This is a genomic window from Ruegeria sp. CG3 (assembly GCF_056537205.1).
Genome location: NZ_JBQFRC010000003.1, coordinates 199,215 through 221,825, shown reverse-complemented (window position 1 = coordinate 221,825; position 22,611 = coordinate 199,215). Strand labels below are relative to the sequence as shown.

General features: G+C 63.8%; 24 protein-coding genes. 11 read left to right on the top strand and 13 right to left on the bottom strand.

Annotated features, from left to right (window positions below; translation table 11 throughout):
* Window positions 1–60: 60 nt before the first annotated feature.
* Window positions 61–1,047 carry an NAD(P)H-quinone oxidoreductase gene (locus ACR0NB_RS14450; protein ID WP_480776051.1) on the top strand — a complete coding sequence of 329 codons (987 nt, stop codon included), beginning with the start codon at window positions 61–63 and terminating at the stop codon, window positions 1,045–1,047.
* 34 nt (window positions 1,048–1,081) lie between these two features.
* Here ACR0NB_RS14450 and ACR0NB_RS14445 read toward each other — a convergent pair whose 3' ends face one another.
* Complete coding sequence (locus ACR0NB_RS14445; protein WP_480776050.1) at window positions 1,082–1,939, bottom strand: DUF2189 domain-containing protein; 858 nt, start codon at window positions 1,937–1,939, stop codon at window positions 1,082–1,084.
* Window positions 1,940–2,131: 192 nt separating this feature from the next.
* On the opposite strand from ACR0NB_RS14445, the gene ACR0NB_RS14440 reads away from it, so the two are divergent.
* Window positions 2,132–3,115, top strand: coding sequence for a quinone oxidoreductase family protein (locus ACR0NB_RS14440; protein ID WP_480776049.1), 984 nt, complete (start codon window positions 2,132–2,134; stop codon window positions 3,113–3,115).
* A 48-nt stretch (window positions 3,116–3,163) separates the two neighbouring features.
* Here ACR0NB_RS14440 and ACR0NB_RS14435 read toward each other — a convergent pair whose 3' ends face one another.
* The 9 genes from ACR0NB_RS14435 to ACR0NB_RS14395 all read right to left on the bottom strand — a co-directional run bounded on the left by ACR0NB_RS14435 (window position 3,164) and on the right by ACR0NB_RS14395 (window position 9,362).
* Window positions 3,164–3,697 carry an outer membrane protein gene (locus tag ACR0NB_RS14435; RefSeq protein ID WP_093963551.1) on the bottom strand — a complete coding sequence of 178 codons (534 nt, stop codon included), beginning with the start codon at window positions 3,695–3,697 and terminating at the stop codon, window positions 3,164–3,166.
* Window positions 3,698–3,953: 256 nt separating this feature from the next.
* Window positions 3,954–4,427 carry a YHS domain-containing (seleno)protein gene (locus tag ACR0NB_RS14430; RefSeq protein ID WP_093963550.1) on the bottom strand — a complete coding sequence of 158 codons (474 nt, stop codon included), beginning with the start codon at window positions 4,425–4,427 and terminating at the stop codon, window positions 3,954–3,956.
* 198 nt (window positions 4,428–4,625) lie between these two features.
* Complete coding sequence (locus tag ACR0NB_RS14425) at window positions 4,626–4,895, bottom strand: hypothetical protein (protein WP_480776048.1); 270 nt, start codon at window positions 4,893–4,895, stop codon at window positions 4,626–4,628.
* The gene (gene plsY / locus ACR0NB_RS14420) at window positions 4,892–5,497 is read right to left on the bottom strand and encodes a glycerol-3-phosphate 1-O-acyltransferase PlsY (protein WP_170360019.1); all 606 of its coding nucleotides are present in this window, start codon (window positions 5,495–5,497) and stop codon (window positions 4,892–4,894) included. The genes ACR0NB_RS14425 and plsY overlap by 4 nt, the downstream gene beginning before the upstream one ends.
* Window positions 5,497–6,777, bottom strand: coding sequence for a dihydroorotase (gene pyrC, locus ACR0NB_RS14415; protein WP_480776047.1), 1,281 nt, complete (start codon window positions 6,775–6,777; stop codon window positions 5,497–5,499). The genes plsY and pyrC overlap by 1 nt, the downstream gene beginning before the upstream one ends.
* Entirely contained in the window at window positions 6,774–7,160 is a 387-nt protein-coding gene (locus ACR0NB_RS14410; protein ID WP_480776046.1) for a hypothetical protein, read from the bottom strand. The genes pyrC and ACR0NB_RS14410 overlap by 4 nt, the downstream gene beginning before the upstream one ends.
* Window positions 7,145–7,663: a hypothetical protein gene (locus tag ACR0NB_RS14405; protein WP_480776045.1), complete on the bottom strand. Its 519-nt coding sequence runs from the start codon at window positions 7,661–7,663 to the stop codon at window positions 7,145–7,147. The genes ACR0NB_RS14410 and ACR0NB_RS14405 overlap by 16 nt, the downstream gene beginning before the upstream one ends.
* A complete protein-coding gene (locus ACR0NB_RS14400; RefSeq protein ID WP_005979082.1) occupies window positions 7,660–8,595 on the bottom strand; it encodes an aspartate carbamoyltransferase catalytic subunit in 936 nt (311 codons plus the stop codon). Before ACR0NB_RS14400 ends, ACR0NB_RS14405 begins: the two co-directional genes overlap by 4 nt.
* Window positions 8,596–8,660: 65 nt before the next feature.
* On the bottom strand, window positions 8,661–9,362 hold the full coding sequence (locus ACR0NB_RS14395; RefSeq protein WP_480776044.1) for a scavenger receptor class F, member 2: 702 nt from the start codon (window positions 9,360–9,362) through the stop codon (window positions 8,661–8,663).
* Here ACR0NB_RS14395 and ACR0NB_RS14390 point away from each other — a divergent pair.
* The 6 genes from ACR0NB_RS14390 to ACR0NB_RS14365 all read left to right on the top strand — a co-directional run bounded on the left by ACR0NB_RS14390 (window position 9,361) and on the right by ACR0NB_RS14365 (window position 16,859).
* The gene (locus ACR0NB_RS14390) at window positions 9,361–10,128 is read left to right on the top strand and encodes a uracil-DNA glycosylase (protein ID WP_480776043.1); all 768 of its coding nucleotides are present in this window, start codon (window positions 9,361–9,363) and stop codon (window positions 10,126–10,128) included. The genes ACR0NB_RS14395 and ACR0NB_RS14390 overlap by 2 nt on opposite strands.
* Window positions 10,125–10,724 (top strand): metallophosphoesterase family protein, encoded by a 600-nt coding sequence (locus ACR0NB_RS14385; protein ID WP_170367588.1) that lies wholly within the window; start codon window positions 10,125–10,127, stop codon window positions 10,722–10,724. The genes ACR0NB_RS14390 and ACR0NB_RS14385 overlap by 4 nt, the downstream gene beginning before the upstream one ends.
* Window positions 10,721–11,341 carry a LysE family translocator gene (locus ACR0NB_RS14380; RefSeq protein ID WP_480776042.1) on the top strand — a complete coding sequence of 207 codons (621 nt, stop codon included), beginning with the start codon at window positions 10,721–10,723 and terminating at the stop codon, window positions 11,339–11,341. Before ACR0NB_RS14385 ends, ACR0NB_RS14380 begins: the two co-directional genes overlap by 4 nt.
* Window positions 11,342–11,347: 6 nt before the next feature.
* On the top strand, window positions 11,348–11,890 hold the full coding sequence (moaB, locus tag ACR0NB_RS14375; protein ID WP_480776041.1) for a molybdenum cofactor biosynthesis protein B: 543 nt from the start codon (window positions 11,348–11,350) through the stop codon (window positions 11,888–11,890).
* Between the two features lie 107 nt (window positions 11,891–11,997).
* Window positions 11,998–13,452 carry an efflux RND transporter periplasmic adaptor subunit gene (locus ACR0NB_RS14370; protein WP_170360035.1) on the top strand — a complete coding sequence of 485 codons (1,455 nt, stop codon included), beginning with the start codon at window positions 11,998–12,000 and terminating at the stop codon, window positions 13,450–13,452.
* A 5-nt stretch (window positions 13,453–13,457) separates the two neighbouring features.
* On the top strand, window positions 13,458–16,859 hold the full coding sequence (locus ACR0NB_RS14365; RefSeq protein WP_480776040.1) for an efflux RND transporter permease subunit: 3,402 nt from the start codon (window positions 13,458–13,460) through the stop codon (window positions 16,857–16,859).
* On the opposite strand, the gene ACR0NB_RS14360 is transcribed toward ACR0NB_RS14365, so the two are convergent.
* Both ACR0NB_RS14360 and ACR0NB_RS14355 read right to left on the bottom strand, forming a co-directional pair.
* Window positions 16,826–17,257: an NUDIX hydrolase gene (locus ACR0NB_RS14360; protein WP_480776039.1), complete on the bottom strand. Its 432-nt coding sequence runs from the start codon at window positions 17,255–17,257 to the stop codon at window positions 16,826–16,828. The genes ACR0NB_RS14365 and ACR0NB_RS14360 overlap by 34 nt on opposite strands.
* Before the next feature lie 4 nt (window positions 17,258–17,261).
* Complete coding sequence (locus ACR0NB_RS14355) at window positions 17,262–18,074, bottom strand: protein-disulfide reductase DsbD domain-containing protein (RefSeq protein WP_170456542.1); 813 nt, start codon at window positions 18,072–18,074, stop codon at window positions 17,262–17,264.
* A 142-nt stretch (window positions 18,075–18,216) separates the two neighbouring features.
* Between ACR0NB_RS14355 and ACR0NB_RS14350 the strand changes: the two genes are divergently transcribed.
* Window positions 18,217–18,771: a YqgE/AlgH family protein gene (locus ACR0NB_RS14350; RefSeq protein ID WP_093963536.1), complete on the top strand. Its 555-nt coding sequence runs from the start codon at window positions 18,217–18,219 to the stop codon at window positions 18,769–18,771.
* Here the strand turns inward: ACR0NB_RS14350 and ACR0NB_RS14345 are convergent, their stop codons facing one another.
* Window positions 18,772–19,722 carry an L-threonylcarbamoyladenylate synthase gene (locus tag ACR0NB_RS14345; RefSeq protein ID WP_480776038.1) on the bottom strand — a complete coding sequence of 317 codons (951 nt, stop codon included), beginning with the start codon at window positions 19,720–19,722 and terminating at the stop codon, window positions 18,772–18,774.
* Window positions 19,723–19,857: 135 nt separating this feature from the next.
* On the opposite strand from ACR0NB_RS14345, the gene ACR0NB_RS14340 reads away from it, so the two are divergent.
* On the top strand, window positions 19,858–21,561 hold the full coding sequence (locus tag ACR0NB_RS14340; RefSeq protein WP_480776162.1) for an acyl-CoA dehydrogenase: 1,704 nt from the start codon (window positions 19,858–19,860) through the stop codon (window positions 21,559–21,561).
* Entirely contained in the window at window positions 21,561–22,607 is a 1,047-nt protein-coding gene (locus ACR0NB_RS14335) for an MBL fold metallo-hydrolase (RefSeq protein WP_480776037.1), read from the top strand. Before ACR0NB_RS14340 ends, ACR0NB_RS14335 begins: the two co-directional genes overlap by 1 nt.
* Window positions 22,608–22,611: the final 4 nt, after the last annotated feature.

The window sequence follows — 22,611 nt, the reverse complement described above, 5'->3', positions numbered from 1 at the left end:
CTCTTGTTGCTGGGCCTTTTCCGATTCGCCTGATACCCATTGCGCAAAGGAGTTTTGCCAATGCCCCAGATGATGCGCGCCATAGAGATCACCACGCCCGGAGGTCCGGACGTTCTGCAACTGACGGAACGCCCCATGCCCGAGCCGGGTCATGGTCAGGTGGTTTTGAAAGTGGCCTATGCCGGCGTCAACCGCCCAGACGCTCTGCAGCGGGCCGGGGCCTATGATCCGCCACCGGGGGCCAGCGACCTTCCCGGGCTCGAGGCTTCGGGCGAGGTGGTGGCCATCGGGTCCGGCGTCTCGGGGTTGGCACTGGGGGATCAGGTCTGTGCGTTGTTGCCCGGCGGCGGGTATGCAGAATACGTGGCGACACCGGCGGCACACTGCCTGCCTGTGCCCTCGGGCCTGAGCCTGAAACAGACCGCCTGCCTGCCCGAAACCTTTTTTACGGTCTGGTCAAACGTGTTCACTCGTGGCGGGCTGAAGGCTGGCGAACGGTTCCTTGTACATGGGGGATCGAGCGGGATCGGTACCACGGCCATTCAACTGGCCAACGCTTTCGGAGCCCGGGTCTTCGTGACGGCCGGTTCGGACGAGAAATGCCAGGCCTGTCTGGACCTGGGGGCCGAGAGGGCGATCAACTACAAGTCCGAGGATTTTGTTGCTGCCATGCGGGCCGAAGGTGGGGCGGATCTGATTCTCGACATGGTTGGCGGCGATTACATCCCTCGCAACGTCAAGGCGTTGGCCGAAGATGGCAGGCTGGTTCAGATCGCGTTTCTGCAAGGACCCGTCGTTGAGTTGAACTTTGCACTGATGATGGTCAAACGCTTGACCCTGACCGGCAGCACGCTGCGGCCACAGAGCGATCTGGCCAAAGCGCGCATCGCGCAGGATCTGCATGAGGCGGTCTGGCCGCTGCTTGAGGCTGAAAAAGTTGCCCCGGTCATGGACAGCGAATTTGATCTGGCCGATGCCGCCGCTGCGCATGCTCGAATGGAAAGCTCCGGCCACACTGGCAAGATCGTTTTGAAAGTATCAGGCTAGGCCTATCAGCGCGGGGGGTTGCCCCGCGCTTTGCTCAGGCGATGGCGCGTCGATATAGGTGCCATGTCGCGTGCCCCAAGACAGGCATTACGACGATCAGGCCCAAAAGCAGCGGGATCGCACCAAGAACCAGCAGCGCGGCGACGATGAAGCCCCAGGTCAGGATCACGGTCGGATTGTGCCGCAGGACCCGGACCGAGGTGACAACGGCCACGGGCAGGCCGACCTTGCGGTCAAGCAGCAACGGGAAGCTGACAACGCTGACGGCCAAGGCCACCAGAGCAAACAGGAACCCAACCGCCGATCCGACGATGATCATGGTCCAGCCGGGGCCGGTGGTCAGAGCCTGTGTCAGAAATTGGCCCAGCGTCTCTGGCGGCTGCGGATCCAGTGTTTCGACATAGATGCCGTGTGCCACCATCAGCCAGACCAGCAACAGCATGACAAGATAAAAGGCCAGTGCCAGTATGGCGCCGAACGAGGGGGATCGGAAAACACCCAGCGCGTCCAGCCAGTGAACCTCGTGCCCCTGTTCCCGCCTGCGGCTGATCTCGTACAAGCCCAGTGCAGCGACCGGACCGATTAGCGCAAACCCGGCCACCAGAGGAGCCAGAAGCGGCACCATGTTGGCTTGCATGGCGAATCCGAACATCAAAAGCCCAGCGATCGGGTAGATCAGAACGATGAAAATGGCATCGGCCCGGATCGCCAGAAAGTCTTCGTATCCGGCGCGCAGGCACTCTCGCAAGTCTTGCAACGTCAGCGTTTGTACCGTCGGCAGATGCTGGGTGTCAGCGCTGCCGATGCCCGTTACGTTTTCAGCGATGTGATCGCTGGTCGCGCCGAGTTGCTGCGCGGTCCAACTGATCGGGTTTCCGATTGTCTTTGCCATTGTCATCCCTTTCCTTGGCGCAGGTGCGCCGCAGGATGCATCCGGCGAAAAGTTGCCCGTGGCCGGATGACCCGGCAACGCCTGACCCTAGTGTACCACAGTTTTTTCCAATCCTGGTTCACCCTTGCGAGATCGCCGGATTGCCCTGCGGCGCCGAAGTGATAGCTTGGATCCAGGCAAAAGGAGGTCAGCATGCAGAAAACGGCGCGTACCGTAGTCATTCACGAAACCGGCGGCCCCGAGGTGCTGAAGATCGAGGATAGACCGTTGGGTGACCCGGGACGGGGTGAAGTTCGGATCCGCCATCACGCCTGCGGTCTGAATTTTATTGATGTCTACCAGCGGACCGGTCTGTATCCGATGGAACTGCCGCACGCGCTGGGAATGGAAGCCGCCGGGGTGATCGAGGCAGTCGGTGAGGGCGTGACCCATCTGAAACCGGGCCAGCGGGCGGCCTATGCCGCGGTGCCGGCCGGTGCTTATTGCGAAGCGCGGGTGATGCCCGCGTCACAGGTGTGCCCTTTGCCTGGCGGCATCTCATTCGAGACCGCGGCGGCCATGATGCTCAAGGGCTTGACGGTTGAATACTTGTTTCACCGCACCACGCCGCTGAAACGTGGTGATACGGTTCTGTTCCATGCCGCCGCCGGGGGTGTCGGCCTGATCGCGTGCCAGTGGGCCAAATCCGAAGGCATCAAGCTGATCGGTACGGCCGGGACCGATGACAAGTGCCGTCTGGCCCAGTTCAACGGCGCCACACACTGCATCAACTACCGGACCGAGGATTTTGCGTCCCGCGTGGCCGAGATTACCGGCGGCAAAGGGGTCGATGCGGTCATGGACTCTGTCGGTGCCGATACGTTCGAAGGGTCGCTGGACTGCCTCAAGCCATTGGGGATGATGATTTCCTTCGGCAACGCGTCTGGACCCGTGCCACCATTCAACATAGGCATTCTTGGGCAGAAAGGGTCGTTGAAAATCACCCGGCCGACGCTGTTCACCCATATTGCGGACCATTCCGTATGTCAGGCCATGGCCCGGCGGTTGTTCGGCAAGGTGGCCGGCGCCGAGGTCAAGATTCACATCGATCAACGCTTTGAACTGGATCAGGTCGCTGAGGCGCACCGCGCACTGGAGGCGCGGCAGACAACCGGAAGCACAATCCTGGTGCCATGAAAAAGGCCCGGCACGCCGTGCCGGGCCCGTTCGATTCTGCGCGAGGGATCAGAAGCGGTATGCCGCCCGGATCTGGAACGTGGTTGCATCCACGTCGACACCGGTCGAGTTGAAATTGTCGAACTCGTGGTACAGCAGCTCGCCCGCGATGCTGACGTTCGGCGCGACGATCTGTTCATAGCCGGCGCCGATGAACCAACCATCGTCGCTGCCCAGCGTGTCGGTTCCCGCATCCGCGTAACCAGCGACACCATACAGCAGCCCCTGCGGGTTGACCTTGTAGCCGGCGCGGGCTTTCAGCCGCCAGACGTCTTCGACCGTTGCGGCACCCGAAAGGTCGACGTCAGACCAGTCATAGTCAAAGCCGCCGCCTACAACCCAGTCGCCCAGATCATAGTCGTAACCAAGGATGAGACCGCCGATAGCGCCGTCTCCGTCCACACCGGACAGGCTGGTGCCGATATCCGCGTAGCCGACCTGCGCACCTGCATAGAATCCGGTCCAATCGCCCGAGGACTGCGCCATGGCGGTGCCGGCTGCAAAAGTTGCAACGGTGGTCAAAAGTGCCAGTTTGCTCGTCATCCTGCTATCCTTTCGTTGGAAGTTATCTGCCTCGGCCTTTCGTTGGCCTGAAGGTTTGTATTGATCATTACGTTCCGGTCGGTGGACCGGATCATTGGTTTTTCGCTGTTATTCCGACCCGGATTTCCGCAAGGTCTGCGGCTTGCCGCCCTTTTGGAGTGTTGTTCTGATCAGATAGGTTCGGGGTCGTGGGGCTTCAAATCACGATCGGCGGCAGAGGCATTCTGCCGCCGATCCTTGCCGCCAGTTCAGCAGATTATTGCTGCAGTTCGGCCGGATCCTTGTCGGCGATCGTTTCCCAGTTGACGCTGGCTTTTTCGATGAAGCCGGGGATGTCGCCTTCCCAACGCTGCTGGATGTCTTCCGACAGGTTGAGGTACAATTTGTTGTCCACGATTTTCCAGTAGGTCGGATCGCCGTCAAACTTGAACCCCATGGCCGCTCCGAAGGCACAGTAGCCGCCGTAGGCGGGCAGGTAGGCCTCGGGATTGGCTTCGAACGCGGCCTTGTTCTCTTCGGTGGCAAAACGGTACAGCGCATCGTTGTGCAACGCCGTGATCTTGTAGCTGCCTTTGGTCGGCTCGCCTTCGGTGAAATAGGCCACAGGGTCGTAACCCTGCATCGCCAGGCCGGTCGACGAGGCGTTGATTTCCACGCCGGCCGCCAGGGCCGAGCTTGCGATTGCCACGGACAGCGCCACGCCGCCCAACAGGGATTTGATCTTGTTCATGGTTCCACCTTTCGTGATCGGGGCTGCCCGGCATGTCCAAGCGCGGGCGTTCCAGCACCGAAATTGCGTTTCGTGCACCCGGTAATTGAGCGTCACGGAAACTGAGGTGGGAAAGGCCGCGATCACGTTCAAAGCAATCAAACGTGAATGTGCGGAAATGCCAAGCGGTCTGTTCGCCTGCGCAGGTCGGTCCGCGGTTCAGCTGTCGGGTACCAGGGCAAGAACAAAGCGTACGACCTTGGCGGCAGGCATCTCGCAGGGGCGCAGCAAAGCGCCGCTCTGATCCGTCAGGTACAGGTTCATACTGATGTAGTCTGCGCCACCCCGTTCATGGGCGACCAGCTTGTGCGATTTGCCGCCCGCCATCGCCAGCCGCGTGACCGAGTAGCTTCGACCGTTTGCGGTTCCGGTGAAGGAACCCGCCGGCAAGGCAAAGGATGCGTCCAAAAAGTCGACCGGCGCGGTCACGATTTCCCGATCTTGGGCTCTGTTCCCGCCTTGATGCGGGCCAGATTCTCGCGGTGGCGCCAGTAAATCAGCAGCGTCAGAACGACGCCCAGCAAAAAGGTCGACCCGTCCGTCAGGATCATCACCCATGTTGTCGACAGGGCTGCCGCGGCCAGCGCGCCGAGGGACGAGATTCGCCAGATCGCAGCAGCGACCAGCCATGTCAGACAGCACGCAACGCCCACCCGCCAGTCCAGCGCCAGCCACAGGCCCAGGAAAGTTGCCACGCCCTTGCCGCCCTTGAAGCTCAGCCAGACCGGGTAGCAATGGCCGACAAAAGCCGCCAGCGCCGCGACCTGGGCGGCATCGTCGCCGGCCAGTGCCCGGGCCAGCAGGACCGCGACCACGCCTTTGCCGGCGTCGAACAGAAGAGTCAGCGCCGCCGCCGCCTTGCTGCCAGTGCGCAACACGTTGGTGGCACCAATATTGCCGGACCCGATCTGGCGCAGGTTGCCCAGCCCCATCACTCGCGCAACGATCATGCCATAAGGTACCGACCCCATCAGGTATCCGATCGCGGCCCAGATAATCAGTTGGGTCGTCGAGCTGTCGAAAACGGGCATCAGGATCTCCGGAAAATTTCTTTGCCTGCAACGTAGGTTGCGGCGACCTTACCCTGCATCTGCTGTCCGTCAAACGGGGTGTTCTGCGATTTCGATTTCAGCGTGAACCGGTCCAGCACGAAGGGCACATCCGGGTCGAACAGAACCAGATCGGCCGGGGCGCCCGCGCTCAGGCGGCCGCAGTCCAGCCCCAGTCGTTTCGCCGGATTCAGTGTCATGGCCCGGAACAGGGTCGGCAGGTCCAGTTGATCGGCATGATACAGGCGCAGTGCGGCCGGCAGCAGGGTTTCCAGCGCCACCGCGCCCGAGGCCGCCTCTTCGAACGGGAGGCGTTTGCTTTCCTCGTCCTGCGGCGTGTGCATCGAACTGATCGTGTCGATCAGGCCGGACCGAACGGCCTCGATAACCGCCTTCCGGTCGTCCTCGGAGCGCAGCGGCGGCTTGACCTTGAAGAAGGTGCGATAGTCGGCCACGTCCAGCTCGTTCAGCGTCAGGTGGTGGATCGAGGTGCCGGCGGTGATGTCCAGCCCGTTGCGCTTGGCCCGTTCCAGTGCAGGCAGGGCGCGGGCCGTGGTGATCTGATCGGCGTGATAGGCCGCGCCGGTCATTTCCAGCAAGGCGATGTCGCGGTCCAGCCCCATACGCTCGGCCATGGGCGAAACGGCGGGCAGACCGCGCAGGGCGGCGAACTTACCGCTGGTGGCCGCGGCGCCATGGCTCAGCCCCGGGTCCTGTGGGTGGGCGATGACAAGCGCGCCGCAGGCCCGGGCATAGGTCAGCGCGCGGGAAAATACCTTGGTGTCCGTCACCACATGGTCGCAGTCAGTAAAAGCCACCGCGCCCGCATCCATCAGAAACCCGATCTCGGTCATCTCGCGCCCGTCGCGGCCCTTGGTCAGAGCGGCCATGGTCAGCACGTTGACGGGCGTGTCGGCCTGCGCGCGTCGGGTGACGAACTCGAGCGTTTCCGGCGTGTCGATCGCAGGCAGGGTGTCGGGGCGGGTGACCATTGTGGTCACGCCTCCGGCCGCGGCGGCAAGGCCCGCGGATTTGTAGCTTTCCTTGTGTCGCTCGCCCGGCTCGCAGACCTTGACGCCGATATCGACGATGCCGGGGGCCAGACACTGACCGCCGCAATCAATCACCTGCGCGTCCGCCTCGGGCGCCGGACCGTCGCCGCTGGCCAAGATGCGCCCGTCGGCCACATGCAGCCAGCCCAGGGTGTCGGTTCCGGCTTCGGGGTCGATCAGGCGGGCGTTGGTGAAGATCAGGTTGGTCATGCCATTGCCCTTTCAATCGCGGCTTTGGTGGCGGCCGGGTCGGCCTGGTACTTGATCAGGTGCTTGTCGCCGCCTTTGGTGACGATCTGCACGAAGCTGCCCATCGTGTTCACGGCCGCGATCTGGTTCAGCGGCACGCTGCGCCCGCCCGGGCCGGTCAGGGCGGTGTCGGTCATCTGCCAGTTGGCCACCAGTTCCTCCGAGGCCAGGTACCACGCTCGGACGCCCACCGCCGCCAGACCGGCCGGGGCGCCGGTCCAGACATAGGGATTGCCGATCAGCCACAGCACGAGCATCGCCCCCGCCATCGCGCCCGCGGCCAGCCAGGCGTTGGTGCGGACATAGGCGCCCTTGTCCGGCGCAAAGGTCACAGGATCAGCCACAGGACGCCTCCGATGACCAGCAGTATGATCAGCGCAAGCACGGCCGATCCCGTCCGGCGGGGCTGCCCGCTTGAAACAGGGTTGGGCGTGGCCGAGTAAGGTCGCGCGCTTTCGGTCTCGATGGTGCCGCCGCTCCAATTCGTGGCCTCTTCGGTGTAAAGGCCGATCAGGCGCAGGCGCGGGTCGGGGCTCAGCGTGGCCGCGCGCCCGCCCAGGGCCGCGCTGCGCAGCACCAGAACCCAGCCGTCGACCGACTCCAGCTTGGCCCTGTCCAGCTGGTCCTCGGACACGCCGCAGCCGTCGCTGAGATAGCCGTAGAGGCCCAGATCCTCGAGGTCGGACACTGGAAACACGTCGATCTGCTCGGGGTCCATGCCCGAGACGCCCAGAACCTGATCGGCCGCGCCGGGTTCGCGCAGGAACTTCGCCTCTTCGGGGCGCATGTCCAGCGCGAACAGGCGGATCACGCCGCGCTCGCCAGCGGATAGGGTCAGATCTCTCATGCCGCCTCCTTCAGGTTGCGGGCCAGCAACTCCATCGCGGCCATGCGCACGGCGACACCCATCTCGACCTGTTCCTGGATGACCGAGCGGTTGATGTCATCGGCCAGCGTCCCGTCGATCTCGACCCCGCGGTTCATCGGGCCGGGATGCATCACGATGGCGTCCGGCTTGGCCAGCGCCAGCTTGGCGGCGTCCAGGCCATAGCGGTGATAGTATTCCCGTTCCGACGGGATGAACCCACCATCCATCCGCTCTTTCTGAAGGCGCAGCATCATCACAACGTCCACGTCGCGCAGGCCCTCGGTCATGTCGTCATAGATCTCGGCCCCGAATTCGGCGAATTGCGCGGGCACCAGCGTCGGCGGGCCGATCAGACGGATGCGGTTTTCCATCTTGCCCAGCAGGATCAGGTTCGACCGCGCCACGCGGGAATGGGCGACATCGCCGCAGATCGCCACGTTCAGCCGGTGCAGCCGCCCCTTGGCCCGGCGGATGGTCAGCGCATCCAGCAGCGCCTGCGTTGGGTGCTCGTGCCGCCCGTCGCCGGCGTTCAGCACCGCGCAGTTGACCTTCTGCGCCAGCAGGTCGACCGCGCCCGAATGCGGATGCCGCACCACCAGAAGGTCGGGATGCATGGCATTCAGCGTCATCGCCGTGTCGATCAGGGTCTCGCCCTTTTTGATCGAGCTGGCCTGCATCGCCATGTTCATCACATCTGCGCCCAGACGCTTGCCCGCCAGTTCGAAACTGGCCTGCGTGCGGGTCGAATTCTCGAAGAACATGTTGATCTGGGTCAGCCCCGCCAAAACGTCCGAGTGCTTGGCCGATTGCCGGTTCAGATCGACGTATTTTTCGGCCAGGTCCAAAATGGCGGTGATGTCGGATTGGGACAGATGCTCGATGCCAAGAAGGTGACGATGGGCGAAACGCATGGGCCGGGCTCCTGTCTGACAGTCGCGCCGCTTATAGAAAGCGCAGCGCGTCGGGGCAACTGGAGTCAGTCCTCATCGGGCAGTTTCTCGCATCCGCCTTCGGGCAGGCACTGCTCGCCGGGTCTGCACCACTTGCCGTATCCGCAATCGACGGCCTTTCTGGGCACGCAGCCCTGATTGGCCGAGCATTTGAAACCGGTGCGGCACTGCGATCCGGTCTCTTCGCACAGGTACCAGCCCGGGCGCGTGCAGCCGCCGCCCGGCAGGCAGGTCGAGCCGGCTGCGCAGGTCCGCCCGTCGTCGCAGGGCGTTGCCGGTTGCGGAGAGGGGTCGAAGTCGGGCGAACTGCGCTCGCATTCGCCGCGCGCGTTGCAGAAGGAGCCGCTGGGGCAATCCAGCCGCGAGGCGCATTTGTTCGCGCCCGCGGGCGCGCATCGGGTGCCCCCGGCCACGCATTTCTCGAACGGCCCGCAGGACCTCCCGCCGCCGCAATAGGTGCCCCCGGCCTGAATGCAGAACCCGTCATAGCTGCAGCGCTGGCCGACCGAGCAGCATTTCAGACCGCACTGAAACTGGCCCCCACGGCATTGGCCTTGATTGTTGAGAAACGACTGCGCCTCCGACCCGCCGGGCAGCAGGGCGAACAGAGTGATCAGCAGAAGGCCCAGGGTTCGCGTCATGACGGGGACCATCGTCGGCCCGGCAATGCGCCAAGGCAAGGCCAATTTGCTTTCCCTTCCCGCAAAGCTGAGTAGATTGATGGTCATGGAATCGGCCCTTGACCCTTACACCGCGCGTGCCCTGCTGGAATGGCAGGTTGAGCTGGGCGTAACCGACGCGATCGTCGACGCGCCGGTTGACCGCTATGCATTGCCGGATACCGCGCCAAAGGCCAAAAAATCCGCCGTAGCGCAGCCCGCGGTGCAAAAGCCCGCCAAGGCGGATCCGGTGGTCGAGGCAAAGAAGGCTGCGTCTGCGGCATCGTCTCTGGATCAGCTGCGCGCCGCTCTGGAGGCGTTCGAACACTGCGATCTGAAGCGTGGCGCGCGACAGTTGGTTTTTGCTGATGGGACACCCGGTGCGCCGGTCATGATCGTCGGTGAGGCCCCGGGCCGTGACGAAGACCGCGCTGGAAAGCCGTTCGTTGGCCGCGCCGGGCAGCTGCTGGATCGGATGCTGGCCGCGATCGAATTGGGCCGCGCCCAAAACGTCTACATCACCAATGTCCTGCCCTGGCGCCCGCCGCAGAACCGGGACCCGCGGCCGGACGAGATCGCGATGATGCAGCCGTTTTTGGAACGGCACGTGGCCCTGTCCAAGCCAAAGGTCCTGGTGGTGATGGGCAACATCAGCTGCCAGGCGGTTCTGAACAAGCGCGGCATCACGCGGCTTCGCGGGCAGTGGGATCAGGCGCTGAATCTGCCGGTTCTGCCCATGCTGCACCCCGCCTATCTGCTGCGCCAGCCCCATGCCAAGCGTCAGGCCTGGGCCGATCTGTTGGATCTGCGCGCATATCTGGAGAACAAGGAATGAAGATTCTGGCCTTTTCCGACCTGCACATGGCCCGCAATCGGGCTGCGGAATTGGTGGCAGCCAGCGTCGAAGCTGACCTGGTGATCGGCGCGGGTGACTATTGCAACATGCGTCAGGGTCTGGACGAGGCGATGGATATGCTTTCCGGCATTTCCGCGCCGATGGTTCTGGTTCCCGGCAACGCCGAAAACGCCGAGGAGCTGGCGGCGGCCGTGCCGGACGGCGTGCATGTTCTGCACGGAACAGGCATGACCGTGGACGGGCTGCGCCTGTTCGGACTTGGCTATGGCGTACCGGTCACGCCATTTGGTGACTGGTCCTGCGACCTGACCGAAGCCGAGGCCGCAGAGCTGCTCAATCGCTGCGCGTCGGCCGACATCCTGATCACGCATGCCCCGCCCAAGGGCAAAGGCGACCGGACCTCGCAGGGGCAATCGATCGGATCGAGCGCGGTGCGCGACGCGGTGGAACGGATTCAACCTGACTTTGCTCTGTGCGGTCATATCCACGACAGCTGGGGTTATCGCGGCGAGATCGGTCGCACCCGGATCGCGAATCTGGGGCCCAAGGTGAATTGGTTCGAGGTCGATCCATGATCGAATACGCAACGCTGTTGACCTTCATCCCAGCCGCCATAGCGCTGAACATGACGCCGGGGGCTGACATGATGTTCTGCTTCGGGCTTGGGCTTCGGTCGGGCGCCCGATCGGCCATCGTGGCCAGTGCGGGTGTTTCGACCGGTCTGATGGTTCATGTTCTGCTGGCTGGGCTGGGGCTTGGCGCGGCTGTCGCGGCTGTGCCCTGGCTGTTCGACGTCATTCGCTGGCTGGGCGTGGCCTACCTGTTGTATCTGGCCTGGGGCACCATCAGAAACGGTGCGGTCCGGACTGACGCTCCAATGCAGTCGTCGGGCCATGCCTTTCGCGAGGGGATGCTTGTCAACATGACAAACCCCAAGATCATTCTGTTCGTTCTGGCCTTCATCCCGCAATTCGTCTCGCCGGCCAACGGATCGGTTCTGGCTCAGTTTCTGCTGCTGGGCGCGATCATCGCTGTGGGCGGGTTCGTCGTGAATGCCCTGGTGGGGTCATTTGCCGGCGGCGCCGGGCGAGCGCTGATTTCAAGCCCGCGGGCGTCGCGAATTCTCGGCTGGGTCAGTGGCGGCGTGTTCGTCGCGCTGGCGGCCCGGCTGGCCATCATGGAAAGAGCCTGACACGACATGTCCCGAATTGATGAAACAATGGAATTCATCCCCATCCGTATCGCTGTTCTGACCGTATCGGACACGCGGTCACTGGCCGAAGATCGTTCGGGCCAAACATTGGTCGACCGGATCGAGCGTGCGGGGCACACCGTGGCCGACCGCAAGATCATTCATGACGAGCGCGCCCAGATCGCCGAGCAGTTGCGGGCGTGGGTCGCCGACCCCGAGATTGACGTGGTAATCTCGACCGGCGGCACCGGCTTGACCGGGCGCGATGTCACGGTCGAGGCGCATCGCGATGTCTACGAAAAGGAAATCGAGGCTTTTGGCACCGTCTTCACCCTGATTTCGATGGAGAAGATCGGAACCTCGGCTGTACAGTCGCGGGCCACAGGTGGCGTTGCCGGCGGAACCTATCTGTTTGCGCTGCCGGGCAGCCCGGGGGCCTGCAAGGATGCCTGGGACGGCATTTTGGAAAAACAGCTGGATTATCGCCACCGGCCCTGCAATTTCGTGGAAATCATGCCCAGATTGGACGAACATCTGCGACGGAAGTAGACTGGTCGTACGTTTAACGGCTCATAACCGCCTTGTGGGTTGGTATTTTTTCCGGCCCGGCTACCTATTTATAGACGGCGTCCCGTTGCAACCGGAGTGAAAGATCTATGCGATTTCTGCGGCAGAGCCTCATCGGTGTCTTTCTGGCATCCCTGATGCTTGCGCTGTTGATTGTCGCTGCGCAGATGATCACCGGCGCGGTGCAAGAGGTCATGACCCGCGACAACAAACCTCCGCAGGCGCGCGAACGCGTGTTCGCCGTCACGGTTCAGAAGGCCGAGCCACAAACCGCCACCCCCTATCTGGAAGCATTTGGCGAAGTTCAAAGCCGCAGGCGTCTGGAGTTGCGGGCGGCGCTGGGCGGCCGCGTCATCGGGCTGGCGGAAAACTTCGAGGATGGAGGGGTTGTGCGCGCAGGCGAAGTTCTGGTCGAGCTGGACCCGGCCGATGCGCAGGCGGCGCTGGACCGGGCGCGGTCGGACCTGCTGGATGCCCAGTTTGAAGAACGCGATGCCGAACGCGCCCTGCTTTTGGCACAGGATGAATTGAAGGCCGCCGAGTCCCAATCGGATCTGCGGGAACGGGCCCTGCAGCGTCAGAAGGATTTGCTGGACCGTGGCGTGGGCGCGACCGCCAGCGTTGAAGAGGCCGAATTGGCCGCGGCCTCGGCCCGGCAAACCGTGTTGTCGCGCCGTATCGCTTTGGCGCAGGCCGAGTCCCGCGTCGATCAGGCAACGACGTTGCTGGCGCGGGCCCGTATCGCTTTGGAATCGGCGGAACGCGATCTGGAAGACATGACCATCCGCGCCCGGTTCGACGGGACGCTGACTGGTGTCACGCTGGTTGAAGGGCGCCTGGTCACGGCCAATGAAAAGCTGGCCGAACTGGTCGACCCGTTTGCGCTGGAGGTCGCGTTCCGTGTTTCGACCGCGCAATACGTGCGGTTGCTGGACGATCAGGGCAAGCTGATCCCGGCACCGGTGACCATCTCGCTTGAGGTGACGGGCACGGACCTGAGCGCCACCGGTCGGATCAGCCGCGACAGCGGGTCGGCCGGCGAGGGCCAGACCGGCCGGTTGCTTTATGCCCGGCTTGATGACGCGCCGGGGTTCAAGCCCGGCGATTTCGTGACCGTTTCGGTCGAGGAACAGCCGCTGGATAATGTCGTGCGTCTCCCGTCTTCGGTTCTGGATGCGCAAGGCACAGTGCTGGTGCTGGGCGACGACGACCGGCTGGAAACGCTCCCGGTCGAACTGGTGCGCCGGCAAGGGGACGAAGTGCTGCTGCGCGGCGCCGGGCTGGAAGGGCGCGAAGTCGTTGTGGGTCGGACCCCGCTGCTGGGGTCGGGGGTCCGCGTGCGCCCGGTTCGCATCGAAGACAGCGCCGCGGTCGAGCCGGACATGGTCGAGCTGACGGACGAGCACCGCGCGCGGTTGGTGGCGCAGGTCGAGGCCAGCGACCGCATGTCCCAGGACGCCAAGACCCGTGTTCTTGCTCAGTTGAGCGAGGCGAAGGTGCCGTCGTCTCTGCTGCGGCGGCTTGAAAACCGGGCCGGGGGATAGGCGCCATGATGCGCGAGATCCCGGGCGCGGCCAGCGGCATCCTCAGCTATTTCACGCGTCACCGGACCATTGCCAACCTTCTGCTGGTGGTCATGCTGGTCCTTGGCGCGGCTTCGGCGCCGAACATGCGGGCGCAGTTCTTTCCGGACGTGATCCTGGAACGGGTCAATGTCAACGTCGAATGGGATGGTGCGGGGCCCGAGGATGTGGACAACGGGATTGTCCAGATCCTTGAACCTGCATTGTTGGCGGTCGAAGGCGTTGCCAGCACCGAGTCGACCTCTCGCGAAGGATCGGCCCGCATTGCGCTGGAATTTGAACCCAACTGGGACATGAGCCGCGCCGTCGAAGAAGTACGCACCGCGGTCGACAGCGTGACCAACCTGCCTGAGGACGCCGAAGAACCGTCCATCCGGCGGGCCGCGTGGCGAGACCGGGTGACGGATGTTGTCCTCACCGGCCCGATCGAGACCGGGCAGCTGGCCAAATTCACGGATGAGTTGATCAATCGGCTGTTCGCTGCCGGTGTCACGCGGACCACGATCCGCGGCCTTGCGGCCCCACGCATCGTGGTCGAAGTTCCCACCGCGCAGTTGATCGCCAACGACATCACCCTGTCCGAGATCGCCTCGGCGGTCGCGGCCGAGGTCACGGCCAATCCGGCCGGGGACGTGACCGGCGCAAACGCCCGGATCCGCACCGGTGTCGAAAAGCGCACCCCGGAGGAGATCGAGCGCATCGCTTTGCGCACCTATCCGGACGGGTCCAAGCTGGTGGTCGGCGATGTCGCGCAGATCCGGGTCGAGGGCGTTACCCGCAATCGCAGCTATTTTGTGGGGGAAAATCCGGCCATGTCCGTCCGGGTGGACCGGTCGAACCTGGGGGACGCGATCGACATTCAGCACACGGTCGAGGATGTGGTTGCCGAGATGCAGGCGAGCCTGCCGGATGGTATCTCGGTCGAGCTGATCCGTACCCGGGCGCAGGCCATCACCGACCGGTTGGACATTCTGATCGACAACGGGCTGGTCGGGCTGGGCTTGGTGGTGTGCCTGCTGTTCCTATTCTTGAATGCACGCATCGCTTTTTGGGTCGCAGCCGGTATTCCGGTGGCCATGTCGGCGGCCATCGCCTTCATGTATATCGGCGGGCTGTCGATCAACATGGTCTCGTTGTTCGGCCTTATAATCACGCTGGGTATCGTGGTGGATGATGCGATCGTGGTGGGGGAACACGCCGATTTCCGGGCCCGCCGTCTGGGCGAGCCACCGGTCGTTGCCGCCGAGCGCGCCGCCCGGCGCATGGCGATGCCGGTTTTTGCGGCCACGGTCACGACCGTGATCGCCTTTTTCGGTCTGACCGCCATTGGCGGACGGTTCGGAGAGCTGATCCGGGACATTCCCTTTACGGTGATCGCTGTACTGATCGCCTCGTTGATCGAGTGTTTTCTGATCCTGCCGAACCACATGGCGCATGCCATCGCACATTCGGCCAAGGAACACTGGTATGACTGGCCCAACCGGGTTGTGAACAGGGGTTTTCGCTGGGTGCGCGACACTCTTTTCCGACCTTTGGTGGCGTGGGCAATCTGGGCGCGATACGTGGTCGTGGCCCTGATGATCGCCATTCTGGCCAGCCAGATAGCGCTGTTCATCAAGGGCGACGTCAATTGGCGGTTTTTCAACGCGCCCGAGCGGGGCTCGGTCACCGGCAATTTCATCATGGCCGAAGGCGCTACCCGCGCCGACACGATCGAAATGATGCACATTCTGCAGCGCTCCACCGAAGAGCTGGGCCAGATCTACGAAGAACGCCACGGTCGCAACCCGATCGACTATGTTCTGGCCGAGATCGGGGGCAGCGCCGGCTATGGTCTGTCCGCCGCCGATGGCAAGGATGGCGATTTGCTGGGCGGTATCTCGATCGAGCTGATCGATGCCGACCTGCGACCTTATTCCAGCTTTGAATTCGTGGGCGAGCTGCAGGAATTCGTGCCGCGCCATCCCAAGGTCGAATTGCTGACGTTCCGCGGCTGGCGCTCGGGTCCGGGTGGTGATGCCATCGACGTGCAGCTTTTCGGCGCGGACGTGAACACACTGAAATCCGCGTCCGAGGCCCTGCAGGCGGAACTGTCGAAATACCCCGAGGTTTCAGCGCTGGAAGACAATCTGGCCTATGACAAGGAAGAATACATTCTGGATCTGACGGCACAGGGTGAGGCGTTGGGTTTCCGCATCGAGACATTGGGCAGGGTTCTGCGTCACCGTTTGAACGGGATCGAGGCGGCGACATTCCCCGACGGTCCTCGCAGCGCCGAGATCCGGGTCGAACTGCCCGAAAGCGAGCTGACCGCAGATTTCCTGGAACGCACGTTGATGCGGTCACCGGACGGGGTCTATGTCCCGCTGGCTGACATCGTCTCGGTCAAGCGCGAGTCGGGGTTCTCGACGGTGCGCCGGGAAAATGGCCTGCGGGTGATCGCAGTGAACGGGGACATTTCCGAGGATGACCCGGCCCAGGCGGCGGAAATCACCCGCGCCATGCGCGAGGAAATCCTGCCTGATATCGCCGCCGAGTATCAGGTCGAGTGGCGCATGGCCGGTCTGAGCGAACAGGAGGACGAGTTCCTGACCGAGGCGCGCACCGGCCTGATCCTGTGCCTGACCGGGATCTACCTTGTTCTGGCTTGGATCTTCGCCAGTTGGACAAGGCCGCTGGTGGTGATGGCGATCATTCCCTTTGGTCTGGTCGGCACCATCTGGGGGCATTACATCTGGGGCGTTCCCCTTAGCATGTTCACAGTCGTCGGCTTGTTGGGCATGACCGGGATCATCATCAATGACTCGATCGTTTTGATAACGACCATCGATGGCTATCAGCAGGATCGCGGGCTGGTGCCCTCGATTATAGAAGGCACCGCTGACCGTTTGCGGCCGGTGATGCTGACCACGCTGACGACGGTGATGGGGCTGGCCCCGTTGCTGTACGAAGGGTCGCAGCAGGCGCAATTCCTCAAACCCACGGTGATCACGCTGGTCTACGGGCTCGGGTTCGGCATGGTGCTGGTGCTGCTCCTGGTCCCCGCGTTGCTGGCGATCCTGAGTGACATTTCTCGCCCGATGACGGCGATGCGCCGCGCCTTGCGGGCGCCAGACAAGGTGGTCCGGGTCGCGGCCGCGGGGACGGGCGGGGCGATGTTCCTCTGGCTGCTGGTCACGATGGTCTGGCCGGTTATGGCCGGCGCGCCGCTGGGTGTGCTGTCCGGGCTGTACGGCGGCGAGGACGGTCTGGCGTTGCAGAGAATGGGGCTGGGAGCGTTCGCGGCCGGTGCGGTTGCCATTCTGGCCGTCAGCCTGACCGTGTCCGGGGCGCTTTATGTCAGGCTTTCATCCCGGGCCAGTGCCTGAGACAGAAGGTCGGGCACCCGGGCGCTCATCGCAAGGTCGCGGTCCAGCACCTGCCGGATTGGGAACCAACGCGCGTCCTGCGCATCGTCCGCTGCGATCGGAGTACCTGATCCGAACCGGCAGGACACGCCGACCAGCAAGTAGTGGGCGGTGATCTGCCCGGCCGAATCCCGAACCAGCAGATCAAGGTTGCCCAGATATGCCTGCGGGGTTGCTTCGATACCGGTTTCTTCCATCAACTCGCGCGCGGCGGCCTGCAAGACGGTTTCGCCCCACTCCACATGGCCGCCCGGAAATCCCCAGAGACCGGCATCGGGGGCCTTGATGCGTTGCACCAGCAGGACATGGCCCTGATCTACGACAACCGCCAGTGCGCCGATCCGGGGAACCCGCTGCACCCGCTCAGCCCGCGCTGCAGCCCAGAATGTCGACCGCGTGTTTGGTCCCCAGAACCGTGATCCGCACGGCGGACCGGTCCAGCGCAAAGGGCTGACCGTCGGGGCTGATCACCTCGGACGTAGCGGTCAGCCGGTTGCCTTGCCGCCTGGTTTCAGTCTGCGATGCCCACAGGGCCGGGTTCCCCGGTTCGATCACCGCAAGTTCGGCACCACCGGCCGAGGGCATGTCGATCTGGACCTGAACCTGCAAACCGTCCGCGGTCGGGCTCAGGCGACAGGCCGCGCCAGTAACGCCAGCCTCGCGTGCAGAGAAGGGCCGTTGCGCCAGCGCAGCCGCAATCGCTGGATTCCTTGCTGCGCCCGCATCCAGTTCGTGGTCGAATTTCAACGATGCGGGAATGCAGACATCCTTGCACACCCCCAAGTCGACTTCGCCCCGCAACCGGACCGGTTTGGATGCGTCCTTGGGCGTAATCCGAACCGGCAACACCAGCTGGGTTTCATAGCCGATGGACTTCAGGCCGTTCTGGTCAAAGACATGCGGGGTGGGCCAGGTGATCGCAACCGCGCCGACATTGCCGGACCGGCGCCAGTCGAATTCAGGCGGAATGCCAGCGTCACCGGGGGCCCGCCAATAGGTCTTCCATCCGGGTTCCAAATCCAGCCGGATCGCGGTGAGATAGGTTCCATCCTCGGATTGGCCGCCATCGATCACGTCCAGCCTGACGATCGAGTCGATCGATTGCCCCTGCGCAGGTGCGGACAGGGCCAGGCAAGCCGAAACAACGGTCAGAACGGGTTTGAACAGCGATCTCATGATCCATACATGCGACTTGCGGGCAGGTTTGCCAAGTCACGTTCTGGTCACCGGCAGAAATCGCGGGATTTCCGGCGTGATCCCTTGCCAATCCGGGTTCCGCAAGGTCATTGTAAGGGAATAAGCCTCACGAGTTTTTTTGATGGATCTGACTGGAAAACTGTTGATTGCGATGCCCGGCATGGGCGATCCGCGCTTTGATCATTCAGTGGTGTACCTGTGTAGCCACGGCGATGACGGCGCGATGGGTCTGATCGTGAACAAACCGTCGGATTTGCGGATCAAGACACTGCTTGAACAGTTGAACATCGCGTGCCGCATCCCGGTTGTCGGAGAACGCCTTGTGCATTTTGGTGGTCCCGTCGAATTGTCCCGGGGGTTTGTCCTGCACAGCGCGGACTACGACGCAAATCTGCATTCGCTGCACGTGGCCGGTGATTTCAGCATGACGGCGACGCTGGACGTGCTCGAAGATATCGCCTCTGGCAAGGGGCCGCTGAACTCGATGCTGATGCTGGGCTATTCGGGATGGGGGCCGGGACAGCTGGAAGATGAGATCGCGGCCAATGGCTGGTTGACGACCGATGCCACATCGAAACTGGTCTTTGACGTTGCCGACGACGAAAAGTGGGAGGCCGCCTTGGCCACGCTGGGTGTCGATCCGCTGACGCTGTCGGCCAGCGCCGGTCGGGCCTGATCAGGAATTGCGTGGCGCCGCTGCCCGGCGCAGGCGGTCGTTGATGGCCGCCCCCACGCCCTCGGAAGGGATCGGGCTGACGGCAATTGGCCGCCCCGTACCGTCCAGTTCGTGCAGATACGCAAACAGTTTTGCCGCCGCCTCGATCAGGTCACCCCTGGCAGATAGGTTGCGGTCGCAGTCGACATTGCCAAATCCCAGCAGCAGCTCGTCCCCGCGCCGCTCGGTGGCGTTCAGCCGCACCGGTGCGTCCGGAGCATAATGTGACAGCAACTGCCCGGGAGCGGTCAGCAGATCTCCGGGCTTGTGGCGGGTCAGGCGCGTGCCCAGAACTGTTTCGATCTGCTCCAGAGCGACACCGCCGGGCCGCAGCAAAGCGGGGGTGCCGGCCAAGCCCACGATGGTCGATTCCAACCCGACAGAACAGGGTCCGTCATCCAGTACGGCGGCGATCCGACCGTCCAGACCGGCGCGCACATGAGCCGCAGTGGTCGGGCTGATCCGACCGGAGGGGTTTGCCGAAGGGGCAGCGACGGGTCCGTCAACTGCGCTCAGCAATGCGCGCGCGGTTGGGTGGGCGGGCACCCGCACGGCCAGCGTCTCCAACCCCGCCGTCACCAGTGAGGACACGCCATGTCCCGCGCGCAGCGGCAGCACCAGCGTCAGCGGACCGGGCCAGAACGTAGCCGCCAGCTGTTCGGCATTGTCCGACCACTCGACATAGCGTTTGGCGGCCTCGACCGAGGCGACATGCGCGATAAGCGGGTTGAAACTGGGTCGTCCCTTGGCGGCGTAGATCGCGGCGACTGCCTCGCCGTTGCGGGCGTCGCCGCCCAGCCCGTAGACGGTCTCGGTCGGGAAGGCGACCAGCAGTCCCTGACGCAGCAGGTCGGCCGCGGCTGCAATCCCGGCGGGATCAGCATCCAGATATTGCGTGCTGTTGGGGATCATGGGTGGTGACGCGGCGTTTTGGTTGCTTGCAACAGGGGGACGGATAGGTAATCGAACAAGCTTAGATGAATACCGGCGCGGGCCATGGATTCCAAGCCCGCCATTGCGACCGACACACGATTTCTGGGGGAAACCATGCCATATCGCGCTCCTGTCACTGATTACGAGTTCCTGATGGACAAGGTGGTGGGGTTCAAGGACGTCGCCGCGACCAAGAAATTCGCCGAGGCCACCCCGGACGTGGTCAGCGCCATTCTGTCCGAGGCCGGCAAGATGTGCGAAGAGGTGATGGCCCCCCTGCAGCGCCCAGGCGATCTTGAGCCGGCGCGACTGGAAAACGGGGTTCTGCGAACCTCCCCCGGCTATGCCGACGGCTGGAAGGCGATCGCCGAGGGCGGCTGGATCGGCATGAGCGGCGACCCGGAATACGGCGGCATGGGCCTGCCCATGACCGTGACCACCGCCGTGAACGAGATGATGAGCGCCGCCTGCCTGTCGCTGCAGCTGGCACCGTTGATGAGCCAGGGTCAGATCGAGGCGCTGGAACACCACTCCAGCGAAGAGCTCAAGGCGCTGTACCTGCCCAAGCTGATGTCGGGCGAATGGTCGGGCACGATGAACCTGACCGAACCGCAGGCCGGGTCGGACGTTGGCGCGCTGACGTCCAAGGCCGAACCCAACGGCGATGGTACCTATGCGATCACCGGCCAGAAGATCTACATCTCGTGGGGCGACAATGACTTCTGCGAGAATGTCTGCCACCTGGTTCTGGCCCGTCTGCCCGATGGCGCGCCGGGGACCAAGGGGATTTCCCTGTTCCTGGTGCCCAAGTACATCCCCGATGAAAACGGCAATCCGGGCGTGGCCAATGACCTGAAGGTGGTGTCGCTGGAACACAAGATGGGCCTGCATGGCTCGCCCACCTGCGTGATGCAATATGACGGCGCCAAGGGCTGGCTGGTTGGCCAGGAACACAAGGGCATGGCCGCCATGTTCACCATGATGAACAACGCGCGGCTCGGCGTCGGCGGGCAGGGCGTGGGTGCGGCCGAGGGCGCCTATCAGCACGCGCTGGCCTATGCTCTGGAGCGCAAGCAGGGCAAGACGCCCTCGGGCACGATCATCGATCATGCCGATGTGCGCCGGATGCTGATGGACATGCGGGCCGACCTGTTCGCCGCCCGTGCGATCATGCTGGCCAATGCCGCGGCAATCGACATGGCCAAGGCCACCGGCAATGCCGACTGGGCCGCGCGGGCGGCCCTGCTGACCCCGATCTGTAAGGCTTTCGGCACCCAGACCGGCATGCGCGTGTCCGAGACCGGCCTGCAGGTGCATGGCGGCATGGGGTATGTCGAGGAAACCGGCGCCGCGCAGTATTACCGCGATGTTCGCGTGACCGCGATCTACGAGGGGACCAACGGCATTCAGGCCATGGACCTTGTTGGCCGCAAGATGATGGACGGGGGCGAAGCCGCCGCCCGCCTGCTGGACGAGATCGAAGATCATGCCGAGCGCGCCCGCGCCACCGTGCCCGAGCTGGCCGGCCCGGTATGGGAGGCGACCGAATCCCTGCGCGAGGCGACCGAGTGGCTGGTGGTGCAAGAGGACATGAACAACCGCTTTGCCGGGGCCGTGGCTTATCTGAACGCCTTTGCCCGCGTGCTGGGTGCGCATTACCACCTGATCGCCGCTTTGGCCGATCCGGATGGTCCGCGCGCCAAGCTGGCGCGGTACTACATCACCGCGCGCCTGCCGGAATACGCGGGCCTGCTGGATCAGGCGCAGATCGGAGCCGGAGACCTGTTCGCGCTCAGCGCTGACGAACTGGTCGCGTGATGGACGGCGCGCGGCCTCCGGCGTTTCGCCATCCCTGGCCCGAGCCGCCCGCGCCCGGACAAGCCACCGAGATCGCCGAGGGCGTGCTGTGGATGCGCCTGCCGCTGCCGATGGCGTTGGACCACGTCAACGTCTACGCGCTGGAAGACGGCGATGGCTGGACGGTGATCGACACCGGGATTTCATCGAAAAAGACGCGCGGTCTGTGGTCCGACCTGATGGCCGGGCCGCTTGCGGGCAAACCGGTGACCCGCGTGGTGGTCACGCATCACCACCCGGATCACGTCGGAAATGCCGGGTGGTTCCAGTCGGAGCACGGCGCCGATCTGGTCTCGAGCCGCACCGCCTGGCTGTTTGCGCGAATGCTGACGCTGGACGTGCAGGAGAGCTGGCCGGAAGAGACGCTGGAATTCTACCGCAGCGCCGGCATGGCCCCCGGGCTCCTTGCCAAGCGCATGTCCGAGCGGCCCTTCAATTTTGCCGACACGGTCTATCCGATGCCTCTGGGCTTTGTCCGCATCAAGCAGGGCGACGTGATCCGCATGGGCGGGCGGGACTGGGACGTGCATATGGGCAATGGCCATGCCCCCGAACACGCCACGTTCTGGAGCCGCGACGACAACCTGGTGATCTCGGGCGACCAGATCCTCAGTTCGATCAGCCCGAACCTGGGTGTTTATGCCACCGAGCCGATGGCCGACCCGGTGTCCGACTGGCTGGAGGCCTGCGAGCGCCTGCAACAGCTGGCACGGCCCGATCAGGTGGTGCTGCCGGGGCACAAACTGCCCTTCGTCGGCCTGCCGATCCGCATGAAGCAACTGATCGAGAACCACCACGGCGCTCTTGCACGCCTGCTGGACGATCTGGACGCGCCCAAGGCGGCGTCGGATTGTTTCGTGACCCTGTTCAAACGCCCCATCCGCGACGGCGAATACGGGCTTGCGCTGGTCGAGGCAGTTGCGCATCTGAACCATCTTTATCACACTGGAGCCGTGACCCGGGCGCGTCGTGAGGACGGCGCATGGGTGTATCAGCGCAAAGGTTGAGACG